General features: G+C 71.5%; 18 protein-coding genes and 1 pseudogene. 14 read left to right on the top strand and 5 right to left on the bottom strand.

Features of this window, described 5'->3' with window-relative positions; all coding sequences use genetic code 11:
• Positions 1-198: 198 nt before the first annotated feature.
• On the top strand, positions 199-1,869 hold the full coding sequence (locus ACZ45E_RS35510) for a sensor histidine kinase (RefSeq protein WP_468229312.1): 1,671 nt from the start codon (positions 199-201) through the stop codon (positions 1,867-1,869).
• Positions 1,857-2,552 carry a response regulator gene (locus ACZ45E_RS35505; protein ID WP_468229309.1) on the top strand — a complete coding sequence of 232 codons (696 nt, stop codon included), beginning with the start codon at positions 1,857-1,859 and terminating at the stop codon, positions 2,550-2,552. The genes ACZ45E_RS35510 and ACZ45E_RS35505 overlap by 13 nt, the downstream gene beginning before the upstream one ends.
• Before the next feature lie 152 nt (positions 2,553-2,704).
• Here ACZ45E_RS35505 and ACZ45E_RS35500 read toward each other — a convergent pair whose 3' ends face one another.
• A complete protein-coding gene (locus tag ACZ45E_RS35500) occupies positions 2,705-3,370 on the bottom strand; it encodes a phosphatase PAP2 family protein (RefSeq protein WP_468229306.1) in 666 nt (221 codons plus the stop codon).
• A gap of 185 nt (positions 3,371-3,555) precedes the next feature.
• On the opposite strand from ACZ45E_RS35500, the gene ACZ45E_RS35495 reads away from it, so the two are divergent.
• The gene (locus ACZ45E_RS35495; RefSeq protein ID WP_468229302.1) at positions 3,556-4,395 is read left to right on the top strand and encodes a hypothetical protein; all 840 of its coding nucleotides are present in this window, start codon (positions 3,556-3,558) and stop codon (positions 4,393-4,395) included.
• A gap of 145 nt (positions 4,396-4,540) precedes the next feature.
• Here the strand turns inward: ACZ45E_RS35495 and disA are convergent, their stop codons facing one another.
• Both disA and radA read right to left on the bottom strand, forming a co-directional pair.
• Positions 4,541-5,665 (bottom strand): DNA integrity scanning diadenylate cyclase DisA, encoded by a 1,125-nt coding sequence (gene disA, locus ACZ45E_RS35490; RefSeq protein ID WP_468229299.1) that lies wholly within the window; start codon positions 5,663-5,665, stop codon positions 4,541-4,543.
• An 82-nt stretch (positions 5,666-5,747) separates the two neighbouring features.
• Positions 5,748-7,157, bottom strand: coding sequence for a DNA repair protein RadA (radA, locus tag ACZ45E_RS35485; protein ID WP_468229297.1), 1,410 nt, complete (start codon positions 7,155-7,157; stop codon positions 5,748-5,750).
• A gap of 195 nt (positions 7,158-7,352) precedes the next feature.
• On the opposite strand from radA, the gene ACZ45E_RS35480 reads away from it, so the two are divergent.
• Positions 7,353-9,326 (top strand): BACON domain-containing protein, encoded by a 1,974-nt coding sequence (locus ACZ45E_RS35480; protein WP_468229295.1) that lies wholly within the window; start codon positions 7,353-7,355, stop codon positions 9,324-9,326.
• A gap of 85 nt (positions 9,327-9,411) precedes the next feature.
• Here the strand turns inward: ACZ45E_RS35480 and ACZ45E_RS35475 are convergent, their stop codons facing one another.
• A complete protein-coding gene (locus ACZ45E_RS35475) occupies positions 9,412-10,230 on the bottom strand; it encodes a DUF3109 family protein (protein WP_468229474.1) in 819 nt (272 codons plus the stop codon).
• A 167-nt stretch (positions 10,231-10,397) separates the two neighbouring features.
• Here ACZ45E_RS35475 and ACZ45E_RS35470 point away from each other — a divergent pair, with 167 nt between their 5' ends.
• From ACZ45E_RS35470 to ilvD, 4 genes are all read left to right on the top strand, one after another.
• A complete protein-coding gene (locus tag ACZ45E_RS35470) occupies positions 10,398-11,330 on the top strand; it encodes a Ppx/GppA family phosphatase (RefSeq protein WP_468229293.1) in 933 nt (310 codons plus the stop codon).
• Between the two features lie 451 nt (positions 11,331-11,781).
• Complete coding sequence (locus ACZ45E_RS35465) at positions 11,782-12,606, top strand: sugar phosphate isomerase/epimerase family protein (RefSeq protein WP_468229290.1); 825 nt, start codon at positions 11,782-11,784, stop codon at positions 12,604-12,606.
• Complete coding sequence (locus tag ACZ45E_RS35460) at positions 12,603-13,220, top strand: TetR/AcrR family transcriptional regulator (protein WP_468229287.1); 618 nt, start codon at positions 12,603-12,605, stop codon at positions 13,218-13,220. Before ACZ45E_RS35465 ends, ACZ45E_RS35460 begins: the two co-directional genes overlap by 4 nt.
• Before the next feature lie 386 nt (positions 13,221-13,606).
• The gene (ilvD, locus tag ACZ45E_RS35455; RefSeq protein WP_468229284.1) at positions 13,607-15,460 is read left to right on the top strand and encodes a dihydroxy-acid dehydratase; all 1,854 of its coding nucleotides are present in this window, start codon (positions 13,607-13,609) and stop codon (positions 15,458-15,460) included.
• Positions 15,461-15,492: 32 nt separating this feature from the next.
• Here ilvD and ACZ45E_RS35450 read toward each other — a convergent pair whose 3' ends face one another.
• Positions 15,493-17,733: an outer membrane protein assembly factor BamB family protein gene (locus ACZ45E_RS35450; RefSeq protein ID WP_468229472.1), complete on the bottom strand. Its 2,241-nt coding sequence runs from the start codon at positions 17,731-17,733 to the stop codon at positions 15,493-15,495.
• Between the two features lie 346 nt (positions 17,734-18,079).
• Between ACZ45E_RS35450 and ACZ45E_RS35445 the strand changes: the two genes are divergently transcribed.
• The 6 genes and pseudogenes from ACZ45E_RS35445 (at position 18,080) to proC (ending at position 22,467) form a co-directional block, all read left to right on the top strand.
• Positions 18,080-18,445 (top strand): SH3 domain-containing protein, encoded by a 366-nt coding sequence (locus ACZ45E_RS35445; RefSeq protein ID WP_468229469.1) that lies wholly within the window; start codon positions 18,080-18,082, stop codon positions 18,443-18,445.
• Between the two features lie 30 nt (positions 18,446-18,475).
• On the top strand, positions 18,476-19,006 hold the full coding sequence (locus tag ACZ45E_RS35440) for an EamA/RhaT family transporter (RefSeq protein ID WP_468229281.1): 531 nt from the start codon (positions 18,476-18,478) through the stop codon (positions 19,004-19,006).
• Positions 19,003-19,806, top strand: a complete 804-nt coding sequence (locus ACZ45E_RS35435; RefSeq protein WP_468229467.1) for a class I SAM-dependent methyltransferase — start codon at positions 19,003-19,005, stop codon at positions 19,804-19,806. The genes ACZ45E_RS35440 and ACZ45E_RS35435 overlap by 4 nt, the downstream gene beginning before the upstream one ends.
• Positions 19,807-19,839: 33 nt before the next feature.
• The gene (locus ACZ45E_RS35430) at positions 19,840-20,709 is read left to right on the top strand and encodes an ABC transporter ATP-binding protein (protein WP_468229278.1); all 870 of its coding nucleotides are present in this window, start codon (positions 19,840-19,842) and stop codon (positions 20,707-20,709) included.
• A 50-nt stretch (positions 20,710-20,759) separates the two neighbouring features.
• Positions 20,760-21,494, top strand: a pseudogene (locus ACZ45E_RS35425) (ABC transporter permease); the annotation flags it as partial.
• Positions 21,495-21,624: 130 nt separating this feature from the next.
• Positions 21,625-22,467, top strand: a complete 843-nt coding sequence (gene proC, locus ACZ45E_RS35420) for a pyrroline-5-carboxylate reductase (RefSeq protein WP_468229275.1) — start codon at positions 21,625-21,627, stop codon at positions 22,465-22,467.
• Positions 22,468-22,990: the final 523 nt, after the last annotated feature.

Genomic DNA, 22,990 nt, shown 5'->3' with positions numbered 1-22,990 from the left:
CAACCAATCCGGCCGAGGAGGCACCCCGTCGCCGCCCCGCCCCACACCACGACAGGCGGCGCACCAGCCCGGGCCGACCCCACGGCCCCGCCCACGCCAGGACGGGCGGCCACACCCAGCACAGGCCGGCCCCCCACCCCGCTCACCCTGACGATCGGCAGGGGCGCCAGGCCCCCGACCGCGCGTACCGTCGGTGAGGTGATTCCCGGACGCCGCCCCGCCCTGGCGGACCTGTCGCTCTGGGCGGCCCTCGCCCTGCCGGTCCTCGCCGTGGACAACCTGCACCTGCACGAACCCAGCACCGCCGCCCAACAACTGGCCGGCCTCACCACCCTGGCAGCGGCCACCGCACTGCATCGCCGCATCCCCGCGACCGCGTTCACCCTCGCGGCCACCCCCGGCCTGGTGGCCGCGTCGTCCCTGTTCACGCTCTCCTACGGCCCGGCGCTGGCCACGTTCGCGTACCTGATGGGCCTGCGCTCCACAGCCGTACGCCCGTCGCTGCTCGCCTTCGCCGCACTAGCCACCACCGGCACAGCGAGGATCGCGCTCCGCCAGGTGGACCCGGCCGCGGAGTGGCTCGTCCTCATGGGCACGCTTTTGTTCGGAGCGGTGTTCCCGTGGCTCATCGGCCGCTACTGGCGCCAGAGCCGGGAACTGACCGCGGCGGGCTGGTCAAGAGCCGAGCAACTGGAGAGGGAGCACCGCATCGTCGCCGACCGCGCGAGGCTGCGGGAACGGGCCCGCATCGCCCAGGACATGCATGACTCCCTCGGCCACGAGCTGAGCCTCATCGCCCTGAGAGCGGGCGCGCTACAGGTCGCCCCGGGCCTGGCCGAGACGCACCGAACGGCGGCAGCCGAACTGCGCGCGGCAGCCTCGGACGCGACCGACCGGCTGCACGGGATCATCGGCCTGCTGCGCGAGGAGGAGGACGAGCCGGCCCCGCTCGCCCCGGCCGGCGAAAGCGTCGCGGAACTGGTGGAACGGGCGGCGGGTTCGGGCCTGCGGGTCCACCTCGTAGGGGCGCCGGCCCCGGAGGACCGCACGGCGTACAGGGTCGTCCAGGAGGCGTTGACGAACGCGGCGAAACATGCGCCGGGCGCCCCCGTCACGATAGAGGCGAACCAGCGACCCGGCGGGACGACGCTCACGGTCACCACCAGCAGCGCCCCGCACGCCCGCCCGCGCCCGCGCCCGCCCGTACCCCCACAGCAACAACTCCGAGGCAGCGGAACGGGCCTGCTGGGCCTGAGCGCCAGGATCACCGCGATGGGCGGCACGTTCGAGGCGGGCCCGTACGAGGACGGCTTCCGAGTCAGAGCCGAACTCCCACTCCCCACTGGCACGGGCACCCTCACCGAACCCCCCGCCCTCGCCCCCACTCCCACCCCCACACCCGCCCCCACCAACACCGAGGCCCCCACCCCCGACGCCAAACTCAAGGGCTACGCCCAAGCACACCGCATGGCCCGCCGCCGGGTGGCCCTGGCGTTCGCCGCGGCCGCGACAGCGGGAACCGTGCTGATCGGCGGGGCGTTCACCTGGTACGCGTACACCAAGACGCACGCCGTGCTCACTCCGCGGGCGTACGCGCAGCTCCGCATCGGCTCGCCCCTGGCCGAGGCGGCCTCCCGTCTGCCTGACCGGACGATCAGCGACCCGCCTGTGGAGCGCGCGCCCACGCCGCCGCCCGAGGAGGCGGACTGCCGCTACTACCGGGCGAGCGGCGAACTTTTCGTGCCGGTCGAGCACTTCAGGCTCTGCTTCGACGACGACGCGGCGCACACCCTCATCGACAAGGCCGTGATCCCCAAGGCGGGAACGGCGGACCAGATACAGGAAGAGAAACAAGAATGGCTCCGCTGACGCCCTGCTCCTCTCAGACCCCTCGCTCGCCCCGCATCAGGGTCCTGCTGGCCGACGACGAGGCGATGATCCGGGCCGGTGTGGGCGCGATCCTGGCGGCGGGCGGCGACTTCGAGGTGGTCGCCGAGGCCACGGACGGCCGCGAGGCGGTGACCTTGGCTCAGGCACACCGCCCGGACGTGGCGCTGCTGGACATCCGGATGCCGCGCCTGGACGGCCTGGCGGCGGCGGAGGAGATCACGGCGACGGTGCCGGGCACGGCGGTGGCGATGCTGACGACGTTCTCCGAGGACGCGTACGTGGCGCGGGCGCTGGGCGGCGGCGCGACCGGTTTCCTGCTCAAGTCCGGTGACCCGTACGAACTGATGGCGGGGGTGAGGGCGTTGGCAGGTGGGGCGGCGTTCCTGTCGCCGAAGGTGGCGCGGCACGTCATCGACGGTCTCGGCGGCGGCAGACTCGCGCGTGAGTCGTCGGCGCGGCAGCGAGTGGCAACGCTGACGCCCCGGGAGCGCGAGGTGCTCGGCCTGGTCGGCGCGGGACTTTCGAACCCGGAGATCGCGGGGCGGCTGCACTTGGTGGAGGGCACGGTGAAGGCGTACGTCAGCGCGGTTCTCGACCGGTTGGAGGTCAAGAACCGCGTACAGGCGGCGATCGTGGCGTACGAGGCGGGCCTGCTCACGTAGCGGACGAATCCACGGCCCAAGCCGAATCCACGGCCCAAGCCGAATCCACAACCCAAACCGAAACCACAACCCAAACCGAAACCACAACCCAAACCGAAACCACAGCCCAAACCGAAACCACAGAACAAAGCCCACCCCCCACTAAGCCCGCATCACCGCCGATGCGCACCCCCACGAGCCCGCCCGTCATACGCCGCCGCGTACTCGCTGCGAGCAGGACCCGGCCCCGCGAACCACCGTGCGACCCCGTTCCCGAAGCCGCGCAGCGCCTCGGTGACCCGCGCTCCCGGACGCCGGAGAAGGCTCACGACGAGCAGTGTGACCAGGGTGCCGAGCAGCAGGCCCACCGCGACGTCGTGCGGGTAGTGCACGCCGACGAAGACCCGGGAGAACGCCATGAGGAGCGCCATCGGCACGGTCAGCCAGCCGACCTTCGGCCAGGCCAGCGCCAGCCCGACGGCCGCCGCGGCGGCGATGGTGGCGTGGTTGCTGGGGAACGACCAGTCCCCGTAGGCCGGGCAGTCGACCAGTGAGGGCAACACATCCGAGACGGCCCGGCACGGCCGTTCCTCGTCGAGCCCCGATTTGACCAACTCGCTGCACACGTAGGCCACCGCGGTGGCCAGCGGCGCGAGTACCGCGACGGCGAAGGCCCGCGGGTCGCCGCGGCGCGCCCGCCACCAGGCGACGACGAAGAGCACGGCGAACAGCAGCAGGCCCAGTTCCGTCCACACCTCCAGCAGGTGCTGAAACCACGAAGGAGTGTCGTGGGCGAAATCGGTGATGGCGCGATAGAGATCGGAGTCGATGGTTCCCATGGTCACGGACAGTACGCAATGACCAGGCCCCGTCACATCCTGCGATGGTCGCGGGCCGCACCTGACGAAAGACAGGGGTCGAGGAGCCGTCGGAGGGCCGCGCGTGATGATGATCCGGAAAACTTGACGCCCGGGGCGGCGGGTGGGCGCGGGACAACGGGCCGATCTCTCGTAAGGTTTGGGGCGTGGGATCTCTGCGCAATCCGATCGGGCCGCTTCCCTCCTCCATCTACTGGCGCCGGAGGGTCGTTCTGGCGTCCGTTGTCGCGCTGCTCGCGCTGCTCGTCGTATGGATCGTCAACTTGGGCGGCGGTGGCGGGAACAACGGCGCCGACGGTTCCAACGACAAGCATCCGACGGATGCCATCACGCCGGGTCCGTCCGGCACGGGGCCCGCGATCAGCGAACACCCGGGCGGACGCGACGAGTCGGGCGGCACCGGTTCGGGCTCCGGCTCGGGCTCCGGTGGTGACTCGGCTGGTTCCGGCGGCTCCGCCGGTTCGGGCGGCGGTTCCGGCGGCTCGGCGGGCAACGGCAGCGGCGGCGCCGGTGGCAACGGCAACGGCAGTGGCGGAGTGGGCGGTTCGACCAACGGCGACCAGGTCCCGGCGGGCTCCAGCCTGCCCGACTGCACGGCCGGCGGCGTGACGCTCACGGTGCGCAGCATCCACAACTCGTACGCGCCCGGCGACAAGCCGAAACTGCAACTGGTCGCCAAGAACACGACCGACAAGGACTGCAAGGTCGACCTGGGTCCGAAGACGGCGGTCGTCACCATCACGAAGGCGGACGGCGACAAGAAGTACTGGTCGTCCGAGGACTGCGCGGCCGGTGCGGGCAGCCTGCTGCTGCGGGTCCCGGCGGGCGACAAGGTCACGCGGACGCTGACCTGGGACCGGAAGCAGAGCGCCCCGCAGTGCGCCACGCCTCCGGCGGGTTCCGCCGGCCCCGGTACGTATCTGGTCGAGGTGAAGGCGGCGCAACTCGCGGGGACGCGGACGTCGTTCGTACTGAAGGCGGACTGAAGGCGGACTGAAGACGGACTGAAGGCCGACTGAACGGGAATGGACGCCTGAGGGAGACTGAGGCGGAGCCCGCCCCGACCGACTACGTACCGCTGGGGCGGCCTCCCAGGGCGGCCTCCCAGGGCGACCTCCCAGGACCAGCCTCCTAGACGTACCGCTCCAGGATCGAGGACTCCGCCAGCCGCGACAGCCCCTCGCGCACGCTGCGCGCCCGCGCCTCGCCGACGCCGTCCACCGTCTGGAGGTCGTCCACGCTGGCGGCGAGCAGCTTCTGCAGGCCGCCGAAGTGCTCCACCAGGCGGTCGATGATCGCCCCGGGCAGCCGCGGCACCTTCGCGAGGAGCCGGAAGCCGCGCGGTGACACCGCGGAGTCCAGCGCCTCCGGCGAACCGGTGTAGCCCAATGCGCGCGCCACCGTGGACAGTTCGAGCAGCTCGCCGTGGTGCAGGGCGTCCAGCTCGACGAGCGCCTCGTCGACCGTGCGGGAGCGCTTGGCCGTCGGCTCGGGCACATAGTCCCGGACGACCAGCTCGCGCTCGGGTTCGACGCCCGCGATCAACTCGTCCAGCTGCAACGCCAGAAGCCGCCCGTCCGTACCCAACTCGACGACGTACTCGGCGATCTCCGTGGCGATGCGCCGCACCATTTCCAGTCGCTGCGCGACCGCCGTGACGTCCCGGACGGTCACCAGGTCCTCAATCTCCAGCGCGGAGAGCGTGCCCGCGACCTCGTCGAGCCGCAGCTTGTACCGCTCCAGGGTGGCCAGCGCCTGGTTCGCCCGCGACAGGATCGCCGCCGAGTCCTCCAGGACGCGGCGCTGCCCGTCCACGTAGAGCGCGATCAGGCGCATCGACTGCGAGACGGAGACGACCGGGAAGCCGACCTGCTTGCTCACGCGGTCCGCGGTGCGGTGCCGGGTGCCGGTCTCCTCGGTGTGGATCATCGGGTCCGGGACCAGCTGGACGCCGGCCCGCAGGATCTTGTCGAGGTTGGAGGAGACCACGATGCCGCCGTCGAGCTTGCACAGCTCGCGCAGGCGCGTCGACGTGAACTCCACGTCAAGGACGAAACCGCCGGTACACATCGACTCGACCGTCCTGTCGGAGCCGAGGACGATGAGCCCTCCGGTGTTGCCGCGGAGGATCCGCTCCAGGCCGTCCCGCAGGGCCGTGCCGGGCGCTACCGCGCTCAGCGCGGCGCGCATCAGAGCGTCCGCACCGGAACTCCCTCCGGACTTGCCGGGAGCTGCCGCCCGGTCGTTGGCTGCCACTGCACTCCTCCGGATCGCAGACTCTGAGGCGCCGCCCTGGGGGTTGTCGCGTTCGCACGCACAGGCGAGACCAGGGCAAAGTCTACCGGCGCTCCTCCGTCTCCCGTGGGGCCTCTCGGCGACGGCTCTTCGGAAGCACCCGCAGGGCGTCCCCGATATCGGCGACTTCCAGGACCTTCATACCGGCTGGGATCTTGCCCGGATCACTCGGGACCAGCGCGTGCGTGAACCCGAGCCGGTGCGCCTCGGCGAGCCTGCGCTGCACTCCGGTGACCCGTCTGACCTCGCCCGCCAGGCCTACTTCTCCGATCGCGACGAGATTCTTCGGGAGCGGAGTGTCGCTCGCGGCGGAGGCGAGGGCGAGCGCGATCGCCAGGTCGGCGGCCGGCTCGGTCAGCTTCACACCGCCGACCGTCGCGGAGTAGATATCCCTTTTGCCCAAGGCGCTGATCTTGCCGCGCTGTTCCAGCACCGCCAGCATCATCGAGACGCGGGACGTCTCCAGGCCGGAGGTCGTACGGCGGGGGGAGGGGATCTGCGAGTCGACCGTGAGCGCCTGGACCTCGGCCACCAGCGGGCGGCGGCCCTCAAGGGTGACCGTCAGACAGGTGCCGGGGACCGGCTCGGCGCGCCGGGTCAGGAAGAGGCCCGACGGGTCGGCGAGCCCGGTGATGCCCTCGTCGTGCAGCTCGAAGCAGCCGACCTCGTCCGTCGTCCCGTACCGGTTCTTGACGCCGCGGACCAGGCGCAGGCGCGCGTGCCGGTCGCCCTCGAAGCTGAGGACGACGTCCACGAGGTGCTCCAGCAGGCGCGGCCCCGCGATCGCGCCGTCCTTCGTGACGTGGCCCACGAGCAGCGTGGACATGCCGCGCTCCTTGGAGGCCCGGATCAGCGCGCCCGCGACCTCGCGGACCTGCGCCATGCCGCCGGGCGCCCCGTCGATCTCGGGCGACGCCACCGTCTGCACGGAGTCCATGATCAACAGGGTCGGCTTCACCGCGTCCAGGTGGCCGAGGACGGCGGACAGGTCCGTCTCCGCCGCCAGATAGAGATTGTCGTCGATCGCCTTGATGCGGTCGGCGCGCATCCGGACCTGGGACGCCGACTCCTCACCCGTCACATAGAGCGTCCTGTGCTCTGCGTCGGCGGCCTTGGCGGCCACGTCCAGGAGCAGCGTGGACTTGCCGACGCCGGGCTCGCCCGCGACCAGGACCACCGCCCCGGGGACCAGGCCCCCGCCGAGCACCCGGTCCAGCTCCGGCACGCCGGTACTGCGGGCCGTCGCCTGCTTGCCGTCGACCTGGCCGATGGGCAGCGCGGACGTCGTGACACGGCCGGGAGCCGTCGTGCGCACCGCGGGCGCGCCGTACTCCTCGATCGTTCCCCACGCCTGGCACTCGGCGCAGCGGCCCAGCCACTTGGCCGTCTGCCAGCCGCATTCGGTACAGCGGTAGGACGGACGGTCCTTCGCGGATTTCGTACGGGCAGCCATGGTCGAAACCGTAGCGGCCCCCACTGACAACGCCGCAACCGGCGCTCTCGCCGCCGCCGGTCGCCGCGCGTAGCCGTACTGGCCACGGAATATGGGCCTCCTGTCCCCTTTTGAGGGATCGTTTCACCCGTAAGGATTAAAAGTGCTCAAGAGGCCGGAAGAGGCCCATGCGGGCCGCCTACGGTCGCACGGGTGATGAGCAGCAGGCCGGAAACCCCCACGCAGACCACCGGCGCACACCGGGCGCACCGCTCCGGGGCGAGGCGGCCGGTGCCGCGCGCTGTTCCGCAGCGCCCGCCCGCTCGCTACGAGCCGTTCCTGGACGGCTTGTTCACGTACTGCCTCTCGGTGCTCTGCGACCACGACGAGGCGACCGCCACCCTCGGGGACGCCCTCGCCCTCGCCGAGCGCCGCGGCTCGCGCGCCTCCGCCGCCGACTCCGAGGCCGACCGCCGGGCCTGGCTGTACGCACTCGCGCGCTGGTCCTGCCTGCGCCGCCTCGCCGAGGCCAAGCGCAGGCGGCAGGCCACCCACGCCGCGGGCAAGCAGCCGCCCGCCGCCGCCGAGAGCGCCTCCGCCGCCTCCGCCCCGGGCCACGGAGCTCCGGCCCGCGAGGCCCCGGGCCACGGCGCCCCGGGCCATGGTGCACCGGCGCAGAGTGCCTCGGTCCGTGGTGGCTCGGCTCGTGGCGCCTCCGCGGGCAGCGGCGCCGTCGGCAGCGTCTCCGCCGACAGTGCCCCGGGCGGGGACGCGCTGCTGCAAGAGGAGCGGCGGCGTCAACTCGCCCAGCTCGCCTGGCCGGAAGCGGCCGGCACCACCCCCGAGCAGCGCGAGGCGCTCGAACTGGCCGTGCGGCACCAGCTCTCGCCCCGCGAAGTCGCGGCCGTCCTCGGTACCGAACCGGGCGTCACGCGCGAGTTGCTCGCCGCCGCCGCCTGCGAGGTCGAGCGCACCCGCGCCGCGCTCGCCGTCGTCGAGACCGGCACCTGCCCCAGCGTCGCCCGCCTCACGGGGGACAACCAACTGCTGCTCTCCGCCGCCCTGCGCCGCGAGCTCGTCCGGCACGTCGACGACTGCCCGCGCTGCCGCCGCACCGCCGAGCGCGCCGTCCCCGGCTCCTGGCCCGGCACTTCCGTGACACCCGCCGCCCTGCCCCTCGTCGAGGCCCCGCGCGCCGCCCTGCACCACGCGATGCACGCCCAGCGCCCCGGCGGCGCGCCACGCTTCGACCGGCGCGGTTTCCCGATGGACCCCAAGGACCGGGCGGCGCGGCGGGACCGGCTGCGCGCGCGTGCGGTGACGACGACCGTCGTCGCCACCGTGGTGGCCGCCCCCGTGATCGCCCTGTGGGCCGCCTACCGCGGCGCGCCCCTCACCGGCGAGGGCAGCGACGGCCGCTCCATCAGCGCCAGCGAGGCCGGCGGCCCCGACGGCCTCGACGGGGAACACTCGGGTGACACGTACGAGAACGCGGGCAACGCTCACACCACCCCCGACCCCCGTTTCACCGCGGGCAGCCGCTCACCCGACGTCTCCGTAGAGGTGATTTCGCCGCCCACGCGCGCGGGCAGCGGCCCCGGGCGGCTCACCGTGGAGGCGCAGCCCAGCGGCGACACCACCCTCATCACGCTGACCGCCTCCGGGAGTTCGGCCGTCCACTGGTCCGCCCGCACCGGCGCGTCCTGGCTCCGCCTGAGCCAGGCATCGGGGGCCCTGCGGCCCGGCGAGTCGGTCACGATCCAGGTGTACGTCGATCAGGACCAGGAGCCGCGCGGACACTGGAACGCGCGCGTTGCGATCGACCCCTCCGGGGCCGTCATCTCCATCGAGGGGTACGGGCGATGGGGCAGCGGCCATCCCGGGCATGGGCCTGGGCACGGGCAGGGCCACTGGCCCGGTCATGGGCATGGTTCGGGGCACGGACATGGGCACGGGCACGGCCACGGCCACGGGGGGTCGGATCCCTCGCCGTCCGATCCCGACCCCTCCGACCCGTCCTCGCCCGGCAACCCCTCCCCCTCGGACCCCGACCCGGGCTCGCCCGATCCGGATCCCACGACCTCGGAGCCCGATCCGACGCCGACCGACTCCACGCCCGTGCCCTCGGATCCTTCGGGTTCGTCAGGTTCGTCAGGTTCTTCGGGGTCCGGGGGCTCGACTTCGCCGTAGGCGCCCCGTAGACGCCCCGTAGGCCCCGTAGTCCCGTACGTCCTGTAAGCCCGTAGGTCTTGTCTTGTTACCTCTCGGCAGCCTGTTACGCCCCTTGGACCGGGGCTGCCGGGTCCGCCGGGTGCGGCGCCAGGAGGGGGAGGCCCTTGGGCATGGCCGCCAGGCGCTCCTCACAGAGCTCGACCAGCTTGGCGTAGCCGTCCTTGCCCATCAGCTCGGTCAGCTCCGGGCCGTACGAGACGTACACCGGGTCACCCGCCCCGTGTGCCGAGGTCGCCGACGTGCACCACCAGTGCAGGTCGTGGCCGCCCGGGCCCCAGCCGCGACGGTCGTACTCGCCGATCGAGACCTGGAGCACACGGGTGTCGTCCGGCCGATCGATCCACTCGTACGTGCGGCGCACGGGAAGCTGCCAGCACACGTCGGGCTTCGTCTCGAGCGGCTCGCGGCCCTCCTTGAGCGCCAGGATGTGCAGCGAGCAGCCCATGCCGCCCGCGAAACCCGGACGGTTCTGGAAGATGCACGAACCCTCGTACGGGCGCGTCTGCCGCTCCCCGTCCTCGTCCTTCGACACCCAGCCGGTCTGCGTACCCACCTCATGGTGCTGCCAGATGTCCGGCGTCAGCCGCGCCACGTGCCCGGCCACGCGCTTCTCGTCGTCCTCGTCCGAGAAATGCGCGCCCAGCGTGCAGCAGCCGTCGTCCGCGCGGCCCGCCTGGATGCCCTGGCAGCCGCTGCCGAAGATGCAGGACCAACGAGAGGTCAGCCATGTCAGATCGCAGCGGAAGATCTGCTCGTCGTCCGACGGGTCAGGGAACTCGACCCAGGCACGCGGGAAGTCGAGCCCCTTCTCGTCCTCCGGGGCCGGGGTCGGCACCGCCGGCTTCACGGGCTTCTGCTTCACCGGCTTCTGCTTCACCTGCTTCTGCTCTGCCGACTTGGTCTTCTTGTCGTTCTTGTCGGCCTTGGCCTTTTTCGTCTTTGGCACCGTTCCAGAGTAAGCGCGTCGAGGGGGACGAGAAGACCTCTGCGGCGGATGGGCGGACACATGGGCGCAGTAGCGTTCCCTATATGAGACTCGGTGTCCTCGACGTGGGTTCGAATACGGTCCATCTGCTTGTGGTGGACGCGCACAGGGGCGCCCGTCCGTTGCCCGCGCACTCACACAAAACCGAGCTGCGCCTCGCCCAACTCATCGACGAGCGCGGGGCGATAGGGGCCGACGGGGTCGAGCTGCTGGTCGCCACCGTCAGAGGAGCCCTGGAGGCCGCCGAGGACAAGGGCGTCGAGGATCTGCTGCCCTTCGCCACCTCCGCCGTGCGTGACGCCAGCAACGCGGACGAGGTGCTCGGCCGCGTCAAAGCCGAGACCGGCGTCGAGCTGCGGGTGCTGAGCGGGGCGGAGGAGGCGCGGCTCACGTTTCTCGCCGTACGGCGGTGGTTCGGGTGGTCCGCCGGGACGCTGCTGGTGCTCGACATCGGCGGCGGGTCGTTGGAGATCGCGTACGGGATGGACGAGGAGCCGGACGCGGTGGTGTCGCTGCCGCTGGGGGCCGGGCGGTTGACGGCCTCCTGGCTGCCGGGGGATCCGGCGGACCCGGCGGATGTGAAGGCGTTGCGGCGGCATGCGCGGGCGCAGATCGCTCGGACGGTGGGGGAGTTCAGCCGCTTCGGGGCGCCGGATCATGTGGTGGCCACATCGAAGACGTTCAAGCAGTTGGCGCGGTTGGCGGGGGCGGCTCGTTCCGCGGAGGGGGTTCACGTCCAGCGGGAGCTGAAGCGGAAGTCCCTGGAGGACTGGGTGCCGAGGCTCGGGGCGATGACTGTGGCTGAGCGGGCGGAGTTGCCGGGGGTGTCGGAGGGGCGGGCCGGGCAGTTGCTTGCCGGGGCGTTGGTGGCGGAGGGGGCGATGGATCTGTTCGGGGTGGAGACGCTCGAGGTCTGTCCTTGGGCGCTGCGGGAGGGGGTCATCCTGCGGCGGCTGGATCACTTGCCTGGGGCTTGAGGGGGGGCGGGTCGGGGGTGGGGTGTGGGGTGCGTAATCGCGCCTGAAGGGAGGGTGGCCGTTCGGGGTGCGTTCGCGGGTTTCCGTTCGTTCCGACAGGTGTGGGGGTGGGTGCGGGGCCGCCCGGGGTATGTGCGTGCTCGCCATCTTGATGGGCTCGCCGGTTGCTTCGGGTGGTGTTACCGCGTGCTGGTGTGCTGCGCGCGCACATACCCCGGTCGGCCCCTTCCGTCTCGTGTCCGTCTGATCGGCGGGCGGTGGGTGCCCTCCGTCGTCCGCGTGCTCCGGTCGGCTTTTGCCGTTCGTACGCGGGTTTCTTACGCGGCTGATCTGCCGGAGCATCCAACCCCGGGTCGGTCCGTCGGGCCCTCCGTGTCGAGCGGGGTCATAAGGCATCGGGGGGAGCGGGACCACCTCCCCGGCGTCGGGCGTGGGCCCGTACTCTGTCTGCGTGGCAGAACCAGTGGTGCGCATCCCGGATGCGAAGGTCGCCCTGTCGACCGCCTCGGTGTATCCGGAGTCGACCGCGACGGCCTTCGAGATCGCCGCGCGCTTGGGCTACGACGGCGTCGAGGTCATGGTGTGGACCGACCCCGTGAGCCAGGACATCGAGGCCCTGCGCCGGCTCAGCGACTATCACCGCATCCCGATCCTGGCCGTACACGCACCGTGTTTGCTGATCACGCAGCGCGTGTGGTCGACCGACCCATGGGTGAAGCTCCAGCGGGCCAAGGCGGCGGCGGAGAAGCTCGGCGCCTCGACGGTCGTCGTGCACCCGCCCTTCCGGTGGCAGCGCAACTACGCCCGGGACTTCGTCAACGGCATCTGGCGGATGGCCGACGAGACCGATGTGCGGTTCGCCGTCGAGAACATGTATCCGTGGCGGTACCGGGACCGGGAAATGCTCGCCTACGCCCCGGACTGGGACGTCACGAAGGACGATTACCGGCACTTCACCGTCGATCTGAGCCACACGGCGACGGCCCGGACGGACGCGATGCAGATGGTCGACCGGATGGGCGACCGGCTGGGACACGTGCACCTGGCCGACGGGAACGGATCGAACAAGGACGAGCACCTGGTACCGGGGCGCGGCACGCAGCCGTGCGCCGAGTTGCTGGAGCGGCTGGCCGTCAGCGGGTTCGACGGGCATGTGGTCATCGAGGTCAACACGCGGCGCGCGATGTCCAGCGCCGAACGTGAGGCGGATCTCGCCGAGGCGCTCGCCTTCACCCGGCTGCAACTGGCGTCCGCGGTGCGGGTGCCGCGTTCATGAGTGAAGCCGTACGGCGCCGGGGACGGCCCTCTCGTACGGAGAGCGGGGACGGGCCCGGAACGCGGGAGCGGATCCTTGCCGCGGCGCGGGAGGAGTTCGCCGAACGGGGGTACGAGAAGACGTCCGTGCGGGGGATCGCCAAGGCGGCCGGGGTCGATCCGGCCCTGGTGCACCATTATTTCGGGACCAAGGACCAGGTGTTCGCCGCCTCGGTCGAGGTGGCCCTGGCACCGGCCCTCGCCGCACCCGCCGCCCTGGAGGACGGGCCGCTCGACGGGGTCGGGGAGCGGCTGACCCGGTTCATCCTCGGCGTCTGGGAGAACCCCGCGACACGGGCACCGCTGCTCGCCGTCGTGCGGTCCCCCGTCAACAACGAAGTGGCCGCCGGCGTCTTCCGGCGGCTCGTCTCCGCCGAGCTCCTGTCGCGCATCGGCCGCCGACTCGACGTACCCGAACAAGAGGCCGAGCTGCGAGCTTCGCTGGCCGCCGCCCAGTTGGTGGGGACCGCGATGCTCCGTTACGTCATCAAGGTGGAGCCCTTGGCCTCGGCGGAGGTGGAGGTCCTCGTGGCACGCCTCGCCCCCGTCGTGCAAGCACATCTGACCGGGATCTGACCTCAGACCTCAGCTCCTACCGCCGGTCGTCCGGCCTCAGCTCCTACCGCCGGTCGTCCGGCCTCAGCTCCGACTCCCGGTCGTCCGGTCTCCGCTCCGACTCCCGGTCGTCCGGTCTCCGCTCCGACTCCCGGTCGTCCGGCCTCAGCTCCTACCGCCGGTCGTCCGGCCTCAGCTCCGACTCTCGGCCGCCCGGCCGCGGGCCCCGTCCGGCCTCTGTCCGTCGGCTCCGATCGCCCTCCAACCCGTAACCATCCGTCGGCTCCTACCGCCCCCGGCCCGTAATCATGAGACAAGCATCCCGACATACGGACAGGGTGTCCGGATCTTGGAGTCGCGGCGTACGCTCGGACGCACGTCTTTTCTGCCCTAAGGAGCGAGCGACGATGCCCGAGCTGAGGTCCCGCACAGTCACCCACGGCCGCAACATGGCGGGCGCACGCGCCCTTATGCGTGCCTCCGGTGTACCCGGTGCGGACATCGGCCGGAAGCCGATCATCGCAGTGGCCAACTCGTTCACCGAGTTCGTCCCCGGGCACACGCACCTGGCGCCGGTGGGCCGGATCGTCAGTGAGGCCGTCAAGGCCGCGGGCGGTATCCCCCGCGAGTTCAACACCATCGCTGTCGACGACGGCATCGCCATGGGCCACGGCGGCATGCTGTACAGCCTGCCCTCGCGCGACCTGATCGCCGACTCGGTCGAGTACATGGTCGAGGCGCACTGCGCGGACGCCCTGGTCTGCATCTCCAACTGCGACAAGATCACCCCCGGCATGCTGAACGCGGCCCTGCGGCTCAACATCCCGACGGTCTTCGTCTCCGGCGGCCCCATGGAGGCCGGCAAGGCCACCCTGGTCGACGGCACGGTCCGCAAGCTCGACCTGGTCAACGCGATCAGCGACGCCGTCGACGAGAGCATCTCGGACGAGGACATCCTCCGTATCGAGGAGAACGCCTGCCCGACCTGCGGCAGCTGTTCCGGCATGTTCACCGCCAACTCCATGAACTGCCTGACCGAGGCCATCGGCCTCTCCCTCCCCGGCAACGGCTCGGTGCTCGCCACGCACACCGCCCGCAAGGCGCTCTACGAGAGGGCGGGCGCGACGGTCGTCGAGATCGCCAAGCGCTACTACGACGGCGACGACGCGTCGGTCCTGCCGCGCTCCATCGCCACCCGTGCCTCCTTCGACAACGCCATGGCGCTCGACATCTCCATGGGCGGCTCCACCAACACGATCCTGCACCTGCTGGCCGCCGCGCAGGAGGCCGAGCTCGACTACACCCTCGCCGACATGGACGCCGTCTCGCGCCGCGTCCCCTGTCTGGCGAAGGTCGCTCCGAACGTGGCGCCCGGCGGCACGTACTACATGGAGGACGTGCACCGCGCCGGCGGCATCCCCGCGATCCTCGGCGAGCTGTACCGCGGCGGCATGCTCAACGAGGACGTGCACACCGTCCACTCCGCCTCCATCAAGGAGTGGCTCGGCACGTGGGACGTGCGCGGCGGCTCCCCGTCGGACGAGGCCGTCGAGCTGTGGCACGCCGCCCCCGGTTGCAAGCGCTCCGCCGAGGCCTTCTCGCAGTCCGAGCGCTGGGACACCCTCGACACCGACGCGGCCGGCGGCTGCATCCGTGACGTCGCCCACGCGTACTCGGAGGACGGCGGTCTCGCCGTCCTGAAGGGCAACCTCGCCGAGGACGGCTGCGTCGTGAAGACGGCGGGCGTCGACGAGTCCATCTGGACCTTCGAGGGCCCGGCCGTCGTCTGTGAGTCGCAGGAAGAAGCCGTCGAGAAGATCCTGCTCAAGCAGATCAAGGAGGGCGACGTCGTCGTCATCCGCTACGAGGGCCCCAGGGGCGGGCCCGGCATGCAGGAGATGCTCTACCCGACCTCGTACCTGAAGGGCCGCGGCCTCGGAAAGGCGTGCGCGCTCGTCACCGACGGTCGTTTCTCCGGCGGTACGTCGGGCCTGTCCATCGGCCACGCCTCACCCGAGGCGGCCGCCGGTGGCGCCATCGCCCTGGTCGAGGACGGCGACCGCGTCCGCATCGACATCCCCGGCCGCACGATCGAACTGCTTGTCTCCGACGAGGAGTTGGCCGCGCGCCGCGAGGCCCTCGGCGGCGTCTACGCCCCGAAGTCGCGCGAGCGCAAGGTCTCCGCGGCCCTGCGGGCGTACGCGGCGATGGCAACCAGCGCCGACCGCGGCGCCGTCCGAGACGTCTCCAAGCTCGGCTGACCCGTTTCCAACGAAGACGCTCGGCTGATGGTTCACCAGGTCTCGGGGCGGCCGCCGTCCACCCCGAAGACCGTGCCCTCCGGCGCGCTCCCGTAGATCCGCCCGCCCGCCACCACCGGCGTCGCCAGCTCGGCCACCACCCGGTCGGGCCGGGCGCCGGGGCGGGGGCGGGTCTGGCCCAGGAGCGTGCCGGTGTCGGGGGAGGCGGCCAGGAGGCGGCCGTCGGGGGCGGTCACGTAGACCCGGCCTTGGCTGTCGACGCCCGGCGCCGAGCCTCTGCTCACCGAGGTCTCCGACCGCCACAACTGCTTCCCCGACCTGAGGTCCTGCGCCACCAGCGCCCCGCCCACGGCGAGCAGATATACCTTGCCGCCGTGCACTGTCGCCGTCGCCTGGGGCAGCGGCAGCGCGAGCGGTACGCGGCGGGCGACCGTACCGTCGGCGAGGCGGTGACCGACCAGGGCCACCGTCGCCCCGTCCGCGGCGCGCTGCGTGCTCCAGACCGCGCCGTCCGCCACGCCCACCGGAGTGGCCGTCCCCGGCGAACGGTGCTGCCAGCGGACCGTGCCCGTCGCCGGGTCGACCGCGCTCACCAGGGTGTTCACCCCGTCCGGGGCGGGAGTCGTCACGTAGGCCAGGTCGCCGCCGACGTACGAGAGCACGGGCCGGTCCACCGGCAGGCGGTGCTGCCAGCGCTGTCTGCCGGTGCTGCTGTCGACGGCGGTCAGGGTACCGTCGGGGGCGGCCAGCAGCACGGAGTCGCCGACGGGCTGCACCTGACCCTGGTAAGCCGAGATCCCCATCGACCAGCGGGTCTTCCCGGTGGCCGGGTCGAGTGCGAGAAGCCGGTTCAGGTCCGGGGCGACGACCTGGAGCAGACCGCCCGACAGTACGGGCGCCGGCGCGCTGCCGTCGGCCCCGCCGGGGGCCTTGCGCAGCCACCGCACCTTGCCGTCGCGCGGGTCCAGCGCCGCGGCCAGTACACCCGGCGCGGCACAGTGCAGAGCTTCTTGCCCGTACGAGCACATGGGCGTGGCCCCCGAACCGAGCTGCCGGTTCCACGCCTGGAACGACACGGGCGAACCGGCCTGCACCGTGCGCGCCCCGGACGCCTCATCTGCTGTCGGGAGCAGGGTCAGCGCCAGCGCCAGCACGCCGCCGAGCGCCAGAGCCCCGGCGACGGCCACCCCCACGCGACGACGCACCCGCGCCCGGAGAGGCACCGGCTCCTCCGACGACTCCGACTGCGCAGCGGACACAAACCCGGCGCCGAAGCTTTCTGAGCCCAACCCCTGCGCATTACCAAATCCCTGCGGACTACCGAGCCCCTGCGAATCACCGAATCCCTGCGAATTACCGAATTCTTGTGCGCCGAAGTCCTGCGAACTACTGGCCCCCTGCGAACTACCGAACCCCTGCGTGCTGAACGCCTGCGTGTCATAGCGTGCCGACAGGCTCCGCATCTCCGCCATCAGCTCGTCCGGCGTCGGCCGGTCCTCCGGCTCCTTGGCGAGGCAGCGCAGCACCAGCGGCGCCAGCTCCTCGGGCACACCGGTCACGTCCGGATCGTCGTGCACGACCTGGTACGCGACGAGGTACGGGCTGTCCGAGTCGAAGGGCCCGCGGCCGGTCGCGGCGTGCACCAGGACCGATCCGAGGGCGAACACATCGGCGGCCGGACCGACTTCGCGCGGTCGCCGGAACTGCTCCGGCGCCATGAACGGCGGCGTGCCGATCAATTTCCCGGTCTCGGTCCGCAGTTCACTGTCCTTGGGCCGCGAGATACCGAAGTCGATGACCTTGGGGCTGTCCTCGGCCAGCAGCACGTTGCTGGGCTTCAGATCGCGGTGCACCACGCCGACGCGGTGGATGTCCCGCAGCGCCTCCGCCAGGCCGGCGGTGACGTGCCGCAGCTGCGCGGGCGTCAGCGGCCCGTTCCGTTTGACGTGGTCGGCGAGGGTCAGACCGGGGATGAACAGGGTGGCCATCCACGGCCGGTCGGCATCCGGGTCGGCGTCCACCACGGATGCCGTGAAGGCCCCGCTGACCCGCCGCGCGGCGGCCACCTCCTGCCGGAACCGCCCCCTGAACTCCGGGTCCTTGGCGAACTCGGCGTGCACCACCTTCACCGCGAGCGGCAGCCCCGCCGCGGACCGCGCCAGATGCACGACGCCCATGCCGCCCGCGCCCAGGCGCTCTTCAAGGCGATAGTGCCCGGCGTACTCCGGAAGTTCCGTTTCCGCGTCGGGCCCGATGCCCGGCCGTGACGGCATGTCCACCCCCGTGGATGTCGTCCTGATCATCGTGATCGCCGTGCACGATCCCGTACCTGATCTCGTACCTGATCCCGTGTGCGATCTCCGCGCTCGCGCGACGCACGGAGCCTAGTCGATGGCTCGTGCGGGACCCATGGGGCTTGCTAGCCTCCGCGTCCTACGGAGTGCGACAGCTGTCCGTGCTGTTCCGTGCAGGAGCCAGCTGAGCACAGGGATTTCAACGGGACCTCAACGAACGCTGAACGAGGCCCGTTCGACGACGGGGGAGACAGACATGGCGGTCGACGGCATAAACAGCACGAACGGCACCACCGAAGTGGCCGAAGTGGCCGGCGTAACCGGCATGGCAGACGTGGACGTGGCGGGTCTCGCCACCGCGGACGTCGCCACCGTGGACGTCGCCCTCACGGACTCCGCCGTCACAGGCACGGCGGAGTCCCTGGAGATCACGGCACTCGCCGCGGGGCCCTACCCGGTGACCCCCGGCTACCACGTGAACGTCCGCAGCGGCCCCGGCACCCAGTACCGCGTGGTGCGCGTCCTGCCGCAGGGCGCACGCGTGACGATCAACTGCCAGAAGCCCGGCCAGACGGTCACGGGCCCCTACGGCACGACCAGGATCTGGGACAACATCGGCGTCGGCGAGTACATCGCCGACGCCTACGTGAAGACGGGCAGCGACGGCTACGTGGCCCCCCGCTGCGGCTGACCCACCGCCGCCCCCGGTGATAATCGACCCGTGAGCGACGAAAACGGCACCGGCACCGGCAGCGACACCCCCAGCACCAGCTCCGCGGTCCCCGGCCCGCGTCCCGAGGAAATCCGTTTCTTCGGGACGAGCTGGGTCGACCACAGCGGCGGCTATGCGCTGCGCCGGGTCGCCGTCGGACTGGGCGCGCTCCTCGCCGCGGTGGCCGGCTGCTTCGTCCTGCGCTTCGCCTACCAGGGTCTGGCCATCGCGGACGTCGGCGCCTTCGTGAACGTCCTGGTCGTCGTCATGTTCGCCCTGTGCAGCGCCTTCGCCTTCAACCGCACGTGGAGCGGCTTCTCCCAGCGCCCCGACCCCGAGCGGCAGGCGTCCCTGCGCGGCTTCCTGACGATCGGCTTCGTGGGCGTACTCGCCGCGCACGCACTGCGCTGCGTGACGGAGGCGCCGGGCGAGAAGCTCCGCAGGCAGGAGTACGAGACCGCCCGCGAGCAGTACGAACGCCGCACCACCCGCCGCACCCGCAACCCCGCCAAGAAGCCCGGGACGAAGAAGAAGCGCTGACCCCGAACCTCAGCCCCGAGCCCAGTCATGGAGCCGGCCATAGCGGCGTAACCGGCTACCCGCCCGAACTCTTCCGCGCCGTCGAGGAACTGGCGGGGCTGAGCCTGCGCGACGCCCGCGTCGTCGATGTCGGCGCGGGCACCGGTATCGCCACCCGCCCCCTGCGCGACAGCGGCGCCCGGGTCATCGCCGTCGAACCGGGCCCCGGCATGGGTGCCAAGCTCCGCAGGACCGCCCCCGGCGTACCGCTCGTCCGCGCCGTCGGCGACGCCCTGCCGTTCGCGGACGCCTCCGTCGACCTGGTCACGTACGCCCAGTCCTGGCACTGGACGGACCAGGCCCGCCCGGTCCCGGAGGCGTTGCGCGTGCTGCGGCCGGGCGGGGCGCTCGCGCGCTGGTGGAACATCCCGGACCCGGACATCGAGTGGACCGCCGCGCAGGAGACCCGCCTCCAGGACAGGCTGCCCGGCTACCACCGCCACAGCGTAGCCACCGACGCCCCCGGCATCATCACGTCCCTCCTCGCCTCCCTCACGCCCCCTTCGCCCCTCGCCTCCCCGGCTTTCCGCCGCCTCCGACCCTCGCCTCCCCGGCCTTCCGCCGCCTCCGCTGGACCCGTCGCATCCCGATCGACCTGCACCTCGCCCACCTCGGCAGCCGCTCCTACTTCGCCGTACTGGGCCCCGAAGCGATCCGCGCCGGTCCTGGCGGACGAGCGCGCGCACCTGCTGAGCCTCTTCCCCGACGGCACGGTCGAGGACGCGCACGCCCTGGAACTCACGGTCCTACGTCACCCTTGACGGCCCTGAACGGGCGGGAGCAAAATTCATCGCGTGATGAATAACCCCGCGCCGCCTCCGGCTCCTGGTCCCGGAGAGCCGGCCACCGGCACCGCCCCGCCCGGCAGAACGGCCGCCCACCGGCCCGCCACCGGGGAGCGGCCGACCGCAGAAGCCACCCCCCGCCCCGCCATCCACGCCGCCACCCTCACAGTCACCCGGGGCCCCCGCACCGTCCTGCGCGGCCTCGACTTCACGGTCCCGCGCGGTCGGATCACCGGCCTGCTCGGCCCCTCGGGCTGCGGCAAATCGACCCTGATGCGCGCCATCGTCGGCACCCAGGCCAAGGTCACCGGCGCCCTGGAGGTCCTGGGCCGCCCGGCCGGCCACCCGTCCCTGCGCTCCCGCGTCGGCTACGTCACCCAGGCCCCCTCCGTCTACCGCGACCTGACGGCCCGCCAAAACCTCAGCCACTTCGCCGCGATCCTCCGCCCCGGCCGCGCCGAGGCCGACCGCCGCCGCACGGATGTCGAGCGCGCCCTCACCGACGTGGACCTCACCTCTCACGCGGACGCCCTCGCGGGGAACCTCTCCGGCGGCCAGCTCAGCCGCGTCTCCCTGGCCGTCGCCCTCCTCGGAACCCCCGAACTCCTCGTCCTCGACGAACCGACGGTCGGCCTCGACCCGGTCCTGCGCCGCGACCTCTGGAACCTCTTCCACACCCTGGCCGCCGACCGCGGCACCACGTTCCTCGTCTCCTCCCACGTCATGGACGAGGCCGAACGCTGCCACCGCCTCCTCCTCATGCGCGAGGGCGAACTCCTGGCCGACGACACCCCCGAAGCCCTGCGTACGAGCACCGCCACAGCCACCGTCGAACAGGCATTCCTCCACCTCGTCGACGCACCGAACCCCACCCCCTGACCCTCGCCCCAGCCCTATCCCCTCACCCTCCCCTCTCCCTCCGGACCGCCATGAACACGTACCGCACCACAGCCACCGCGACCCGCGTCCTGCGCCAGCTCCGCCAGGACCCGCGCACCATCGCCCTCATGCTGCTCGTCCCGTGCGTGATGCTCGTCCTGCTCCGTTACGTCTTCGACGGCAGCCCCGGCACCTTCAACTCCATCGGCGCCTCGCTCCTCGGTGTCTTCCCGCTCATCACGATGTTCCTGGTGACCTCCATCGCCACCTTGCGCGAACGCACGAGCGGCACCCTGGAACGCCTGCTGGCCCTGCCCCTCGGCAAAGGCGACCTCATCGCCGGTTACGCCCTCGCCTTCGGCGCCGTCGCGATCGTCCAGTCGGCCCTGGCCACCGGCCTCGCCCTCTGGGTCCTCGACCTGAACGTCACGGGCTCGGCCTGGCTGCTGCTCCTCGTCGCCCTCCTGGACGCCCTGCTCGGCACCGCCCTCGGCCTCTTCGTCTCGGCGTTCGCGGCCTCCGAGTTCCAGGCGGTCCAGTTCATGCCGGCGGTGATCTTCCCCCAGCTCCTCCTCTGCGGCCTGTTCGTCCCCCGCGACCAGATGCAACCGGCCCTGGAAGCCATCTCGAACGTCCTCCCCATGTCGTACGCCGTCGACGGCATGAACGAGGTCCTCCGCCACACCGACCTCACCGCCCTCTACGTACGTGACGCCCTGATCGTCGCGGGCTGCGCCGTCCTCGTCCTGGCCCTGGGCGCGGCAACCCTGCGCCGTCGCACGGCCTTAGCGAGGCGAACGGCGCCCGCGGAGCCGCGGCGGGCAGGAGTCCGACCACCGGACACACCCCGACTCCCGGCCCGCCCGGTGCGAGGATGCGTCCGGACGACGACGCAGACGGAAGGCCCGAGCCGACATGAGCCAGACGACCCAGACGAGCCCGAACCCGCGCCACAAGGTCGCCGTACTCGGCACGGGCAAGATCGGCGAAGCCCTGCTCAGCGGCATGATCCGCGGTGGCTGGGCCGCCGCCGACCTGATGGTCACGGCCCGCCGCCCCGAACGCGCCGAGGAACTCCGCGCCCGGCACGGCGTCACCCCGGTCACCAACGAGGAAGCCGCGAAGCAGGCCGACACCCTGATCCTCACGGTCAAGCCCCAGGACATGGGCACACTGCTCGCGGAACTCGCTCCGCACCTTCCCGCTGACCGCCTGGTCATCAGCGGCGCCGCCGGCATACCCACCACCTTCTTCGAGGAGAAGCTGGAGCCCGGCACCCCCGTGGTCCGCGTCATGACGAACACCCCGGCCCTGGTCGACGAGGCGATGTCCGTCATCTCGGCAGGCACGCACGCGACCCCCGCGCACCTCACGCACGCCGAGGAGATCTTCGGCTCGGTGGGCAAGACCCTCCGCGTCCCCGAATCACAGCAGGACGCGTGCACGGCCCTCTCCGGCTCGGGTCCCGCCTACTTCTTCTACCTGGTCGAGGCGATGACGGACGCCGGCATCCTCCTCGGCCTGCCCCGCGACAAGGCCCACGACCTCATCGTCCAGTCCGCCATCGGCGCGGCCACGATGCTCCGCGACAGCGGCGAACACCCGGTGAAGCTGCGCGAGAACGTCACGTCCCCGGCGGGTACGACCATCAACGCGATCCGCGAGCTCGAGAACCACGGAGTCCGCGCGGCCCTCATCGCCGCCCTCGAAGCGGCCCGCGACCGCAGCCGCGAGCTGGCCACCGGCAACAACAGCTGACCCGTCCATCTGCCCCGAGGCGGGAGGTTGACACGTCCCGGGGCCGATACGTAGTGTTCTCCGAGTTGTCCGACGTGAGCGCCGCCTCCGGGCGGTCCCCGGACAACCATTCCGCAAGTCCTACTCGACGCACGATGCAGCTTTGTCGTGCCGTTTGCGTACGCCTTCGCGGTAATGAGGAATCCACGTTCGAAAGAGCGACCCCGATTTTGTCGGGGACCGGGATTCCGCTAATGTCTAACTCGTCGGAACGGCCCAACGGCCGGGAAGGCAAACCCGGTTGACAGGGAATCAGGCCCGAAAGGATCTGATAGAGTCGACACCGCAGGAAAGCTGAAAGGCCGGAAAGCGGAGCAGGACCCCGAGGAAATCGGATCGAAAAGATCTGATAGAGTCGGAAACGCAAGACAGAAACACAGAAACACAGTAGGACCGAAGGGAAGCGCCCGGAGGAAAGCCCGAGAGGGTGAGTACAAAGGAAGCGTCCGTTCCTTGAGAACTCAACAGCGTGCCAAAAGTCAAC

This window comes from Streptomyces sp. NPDC030991, from assembly GCF_055571235.1.
The sequence above is the reverse complement of the archived record's forward strand: the minus strand, read 5'-3'. Positions and strand labels throughout refer to the sequence as shown.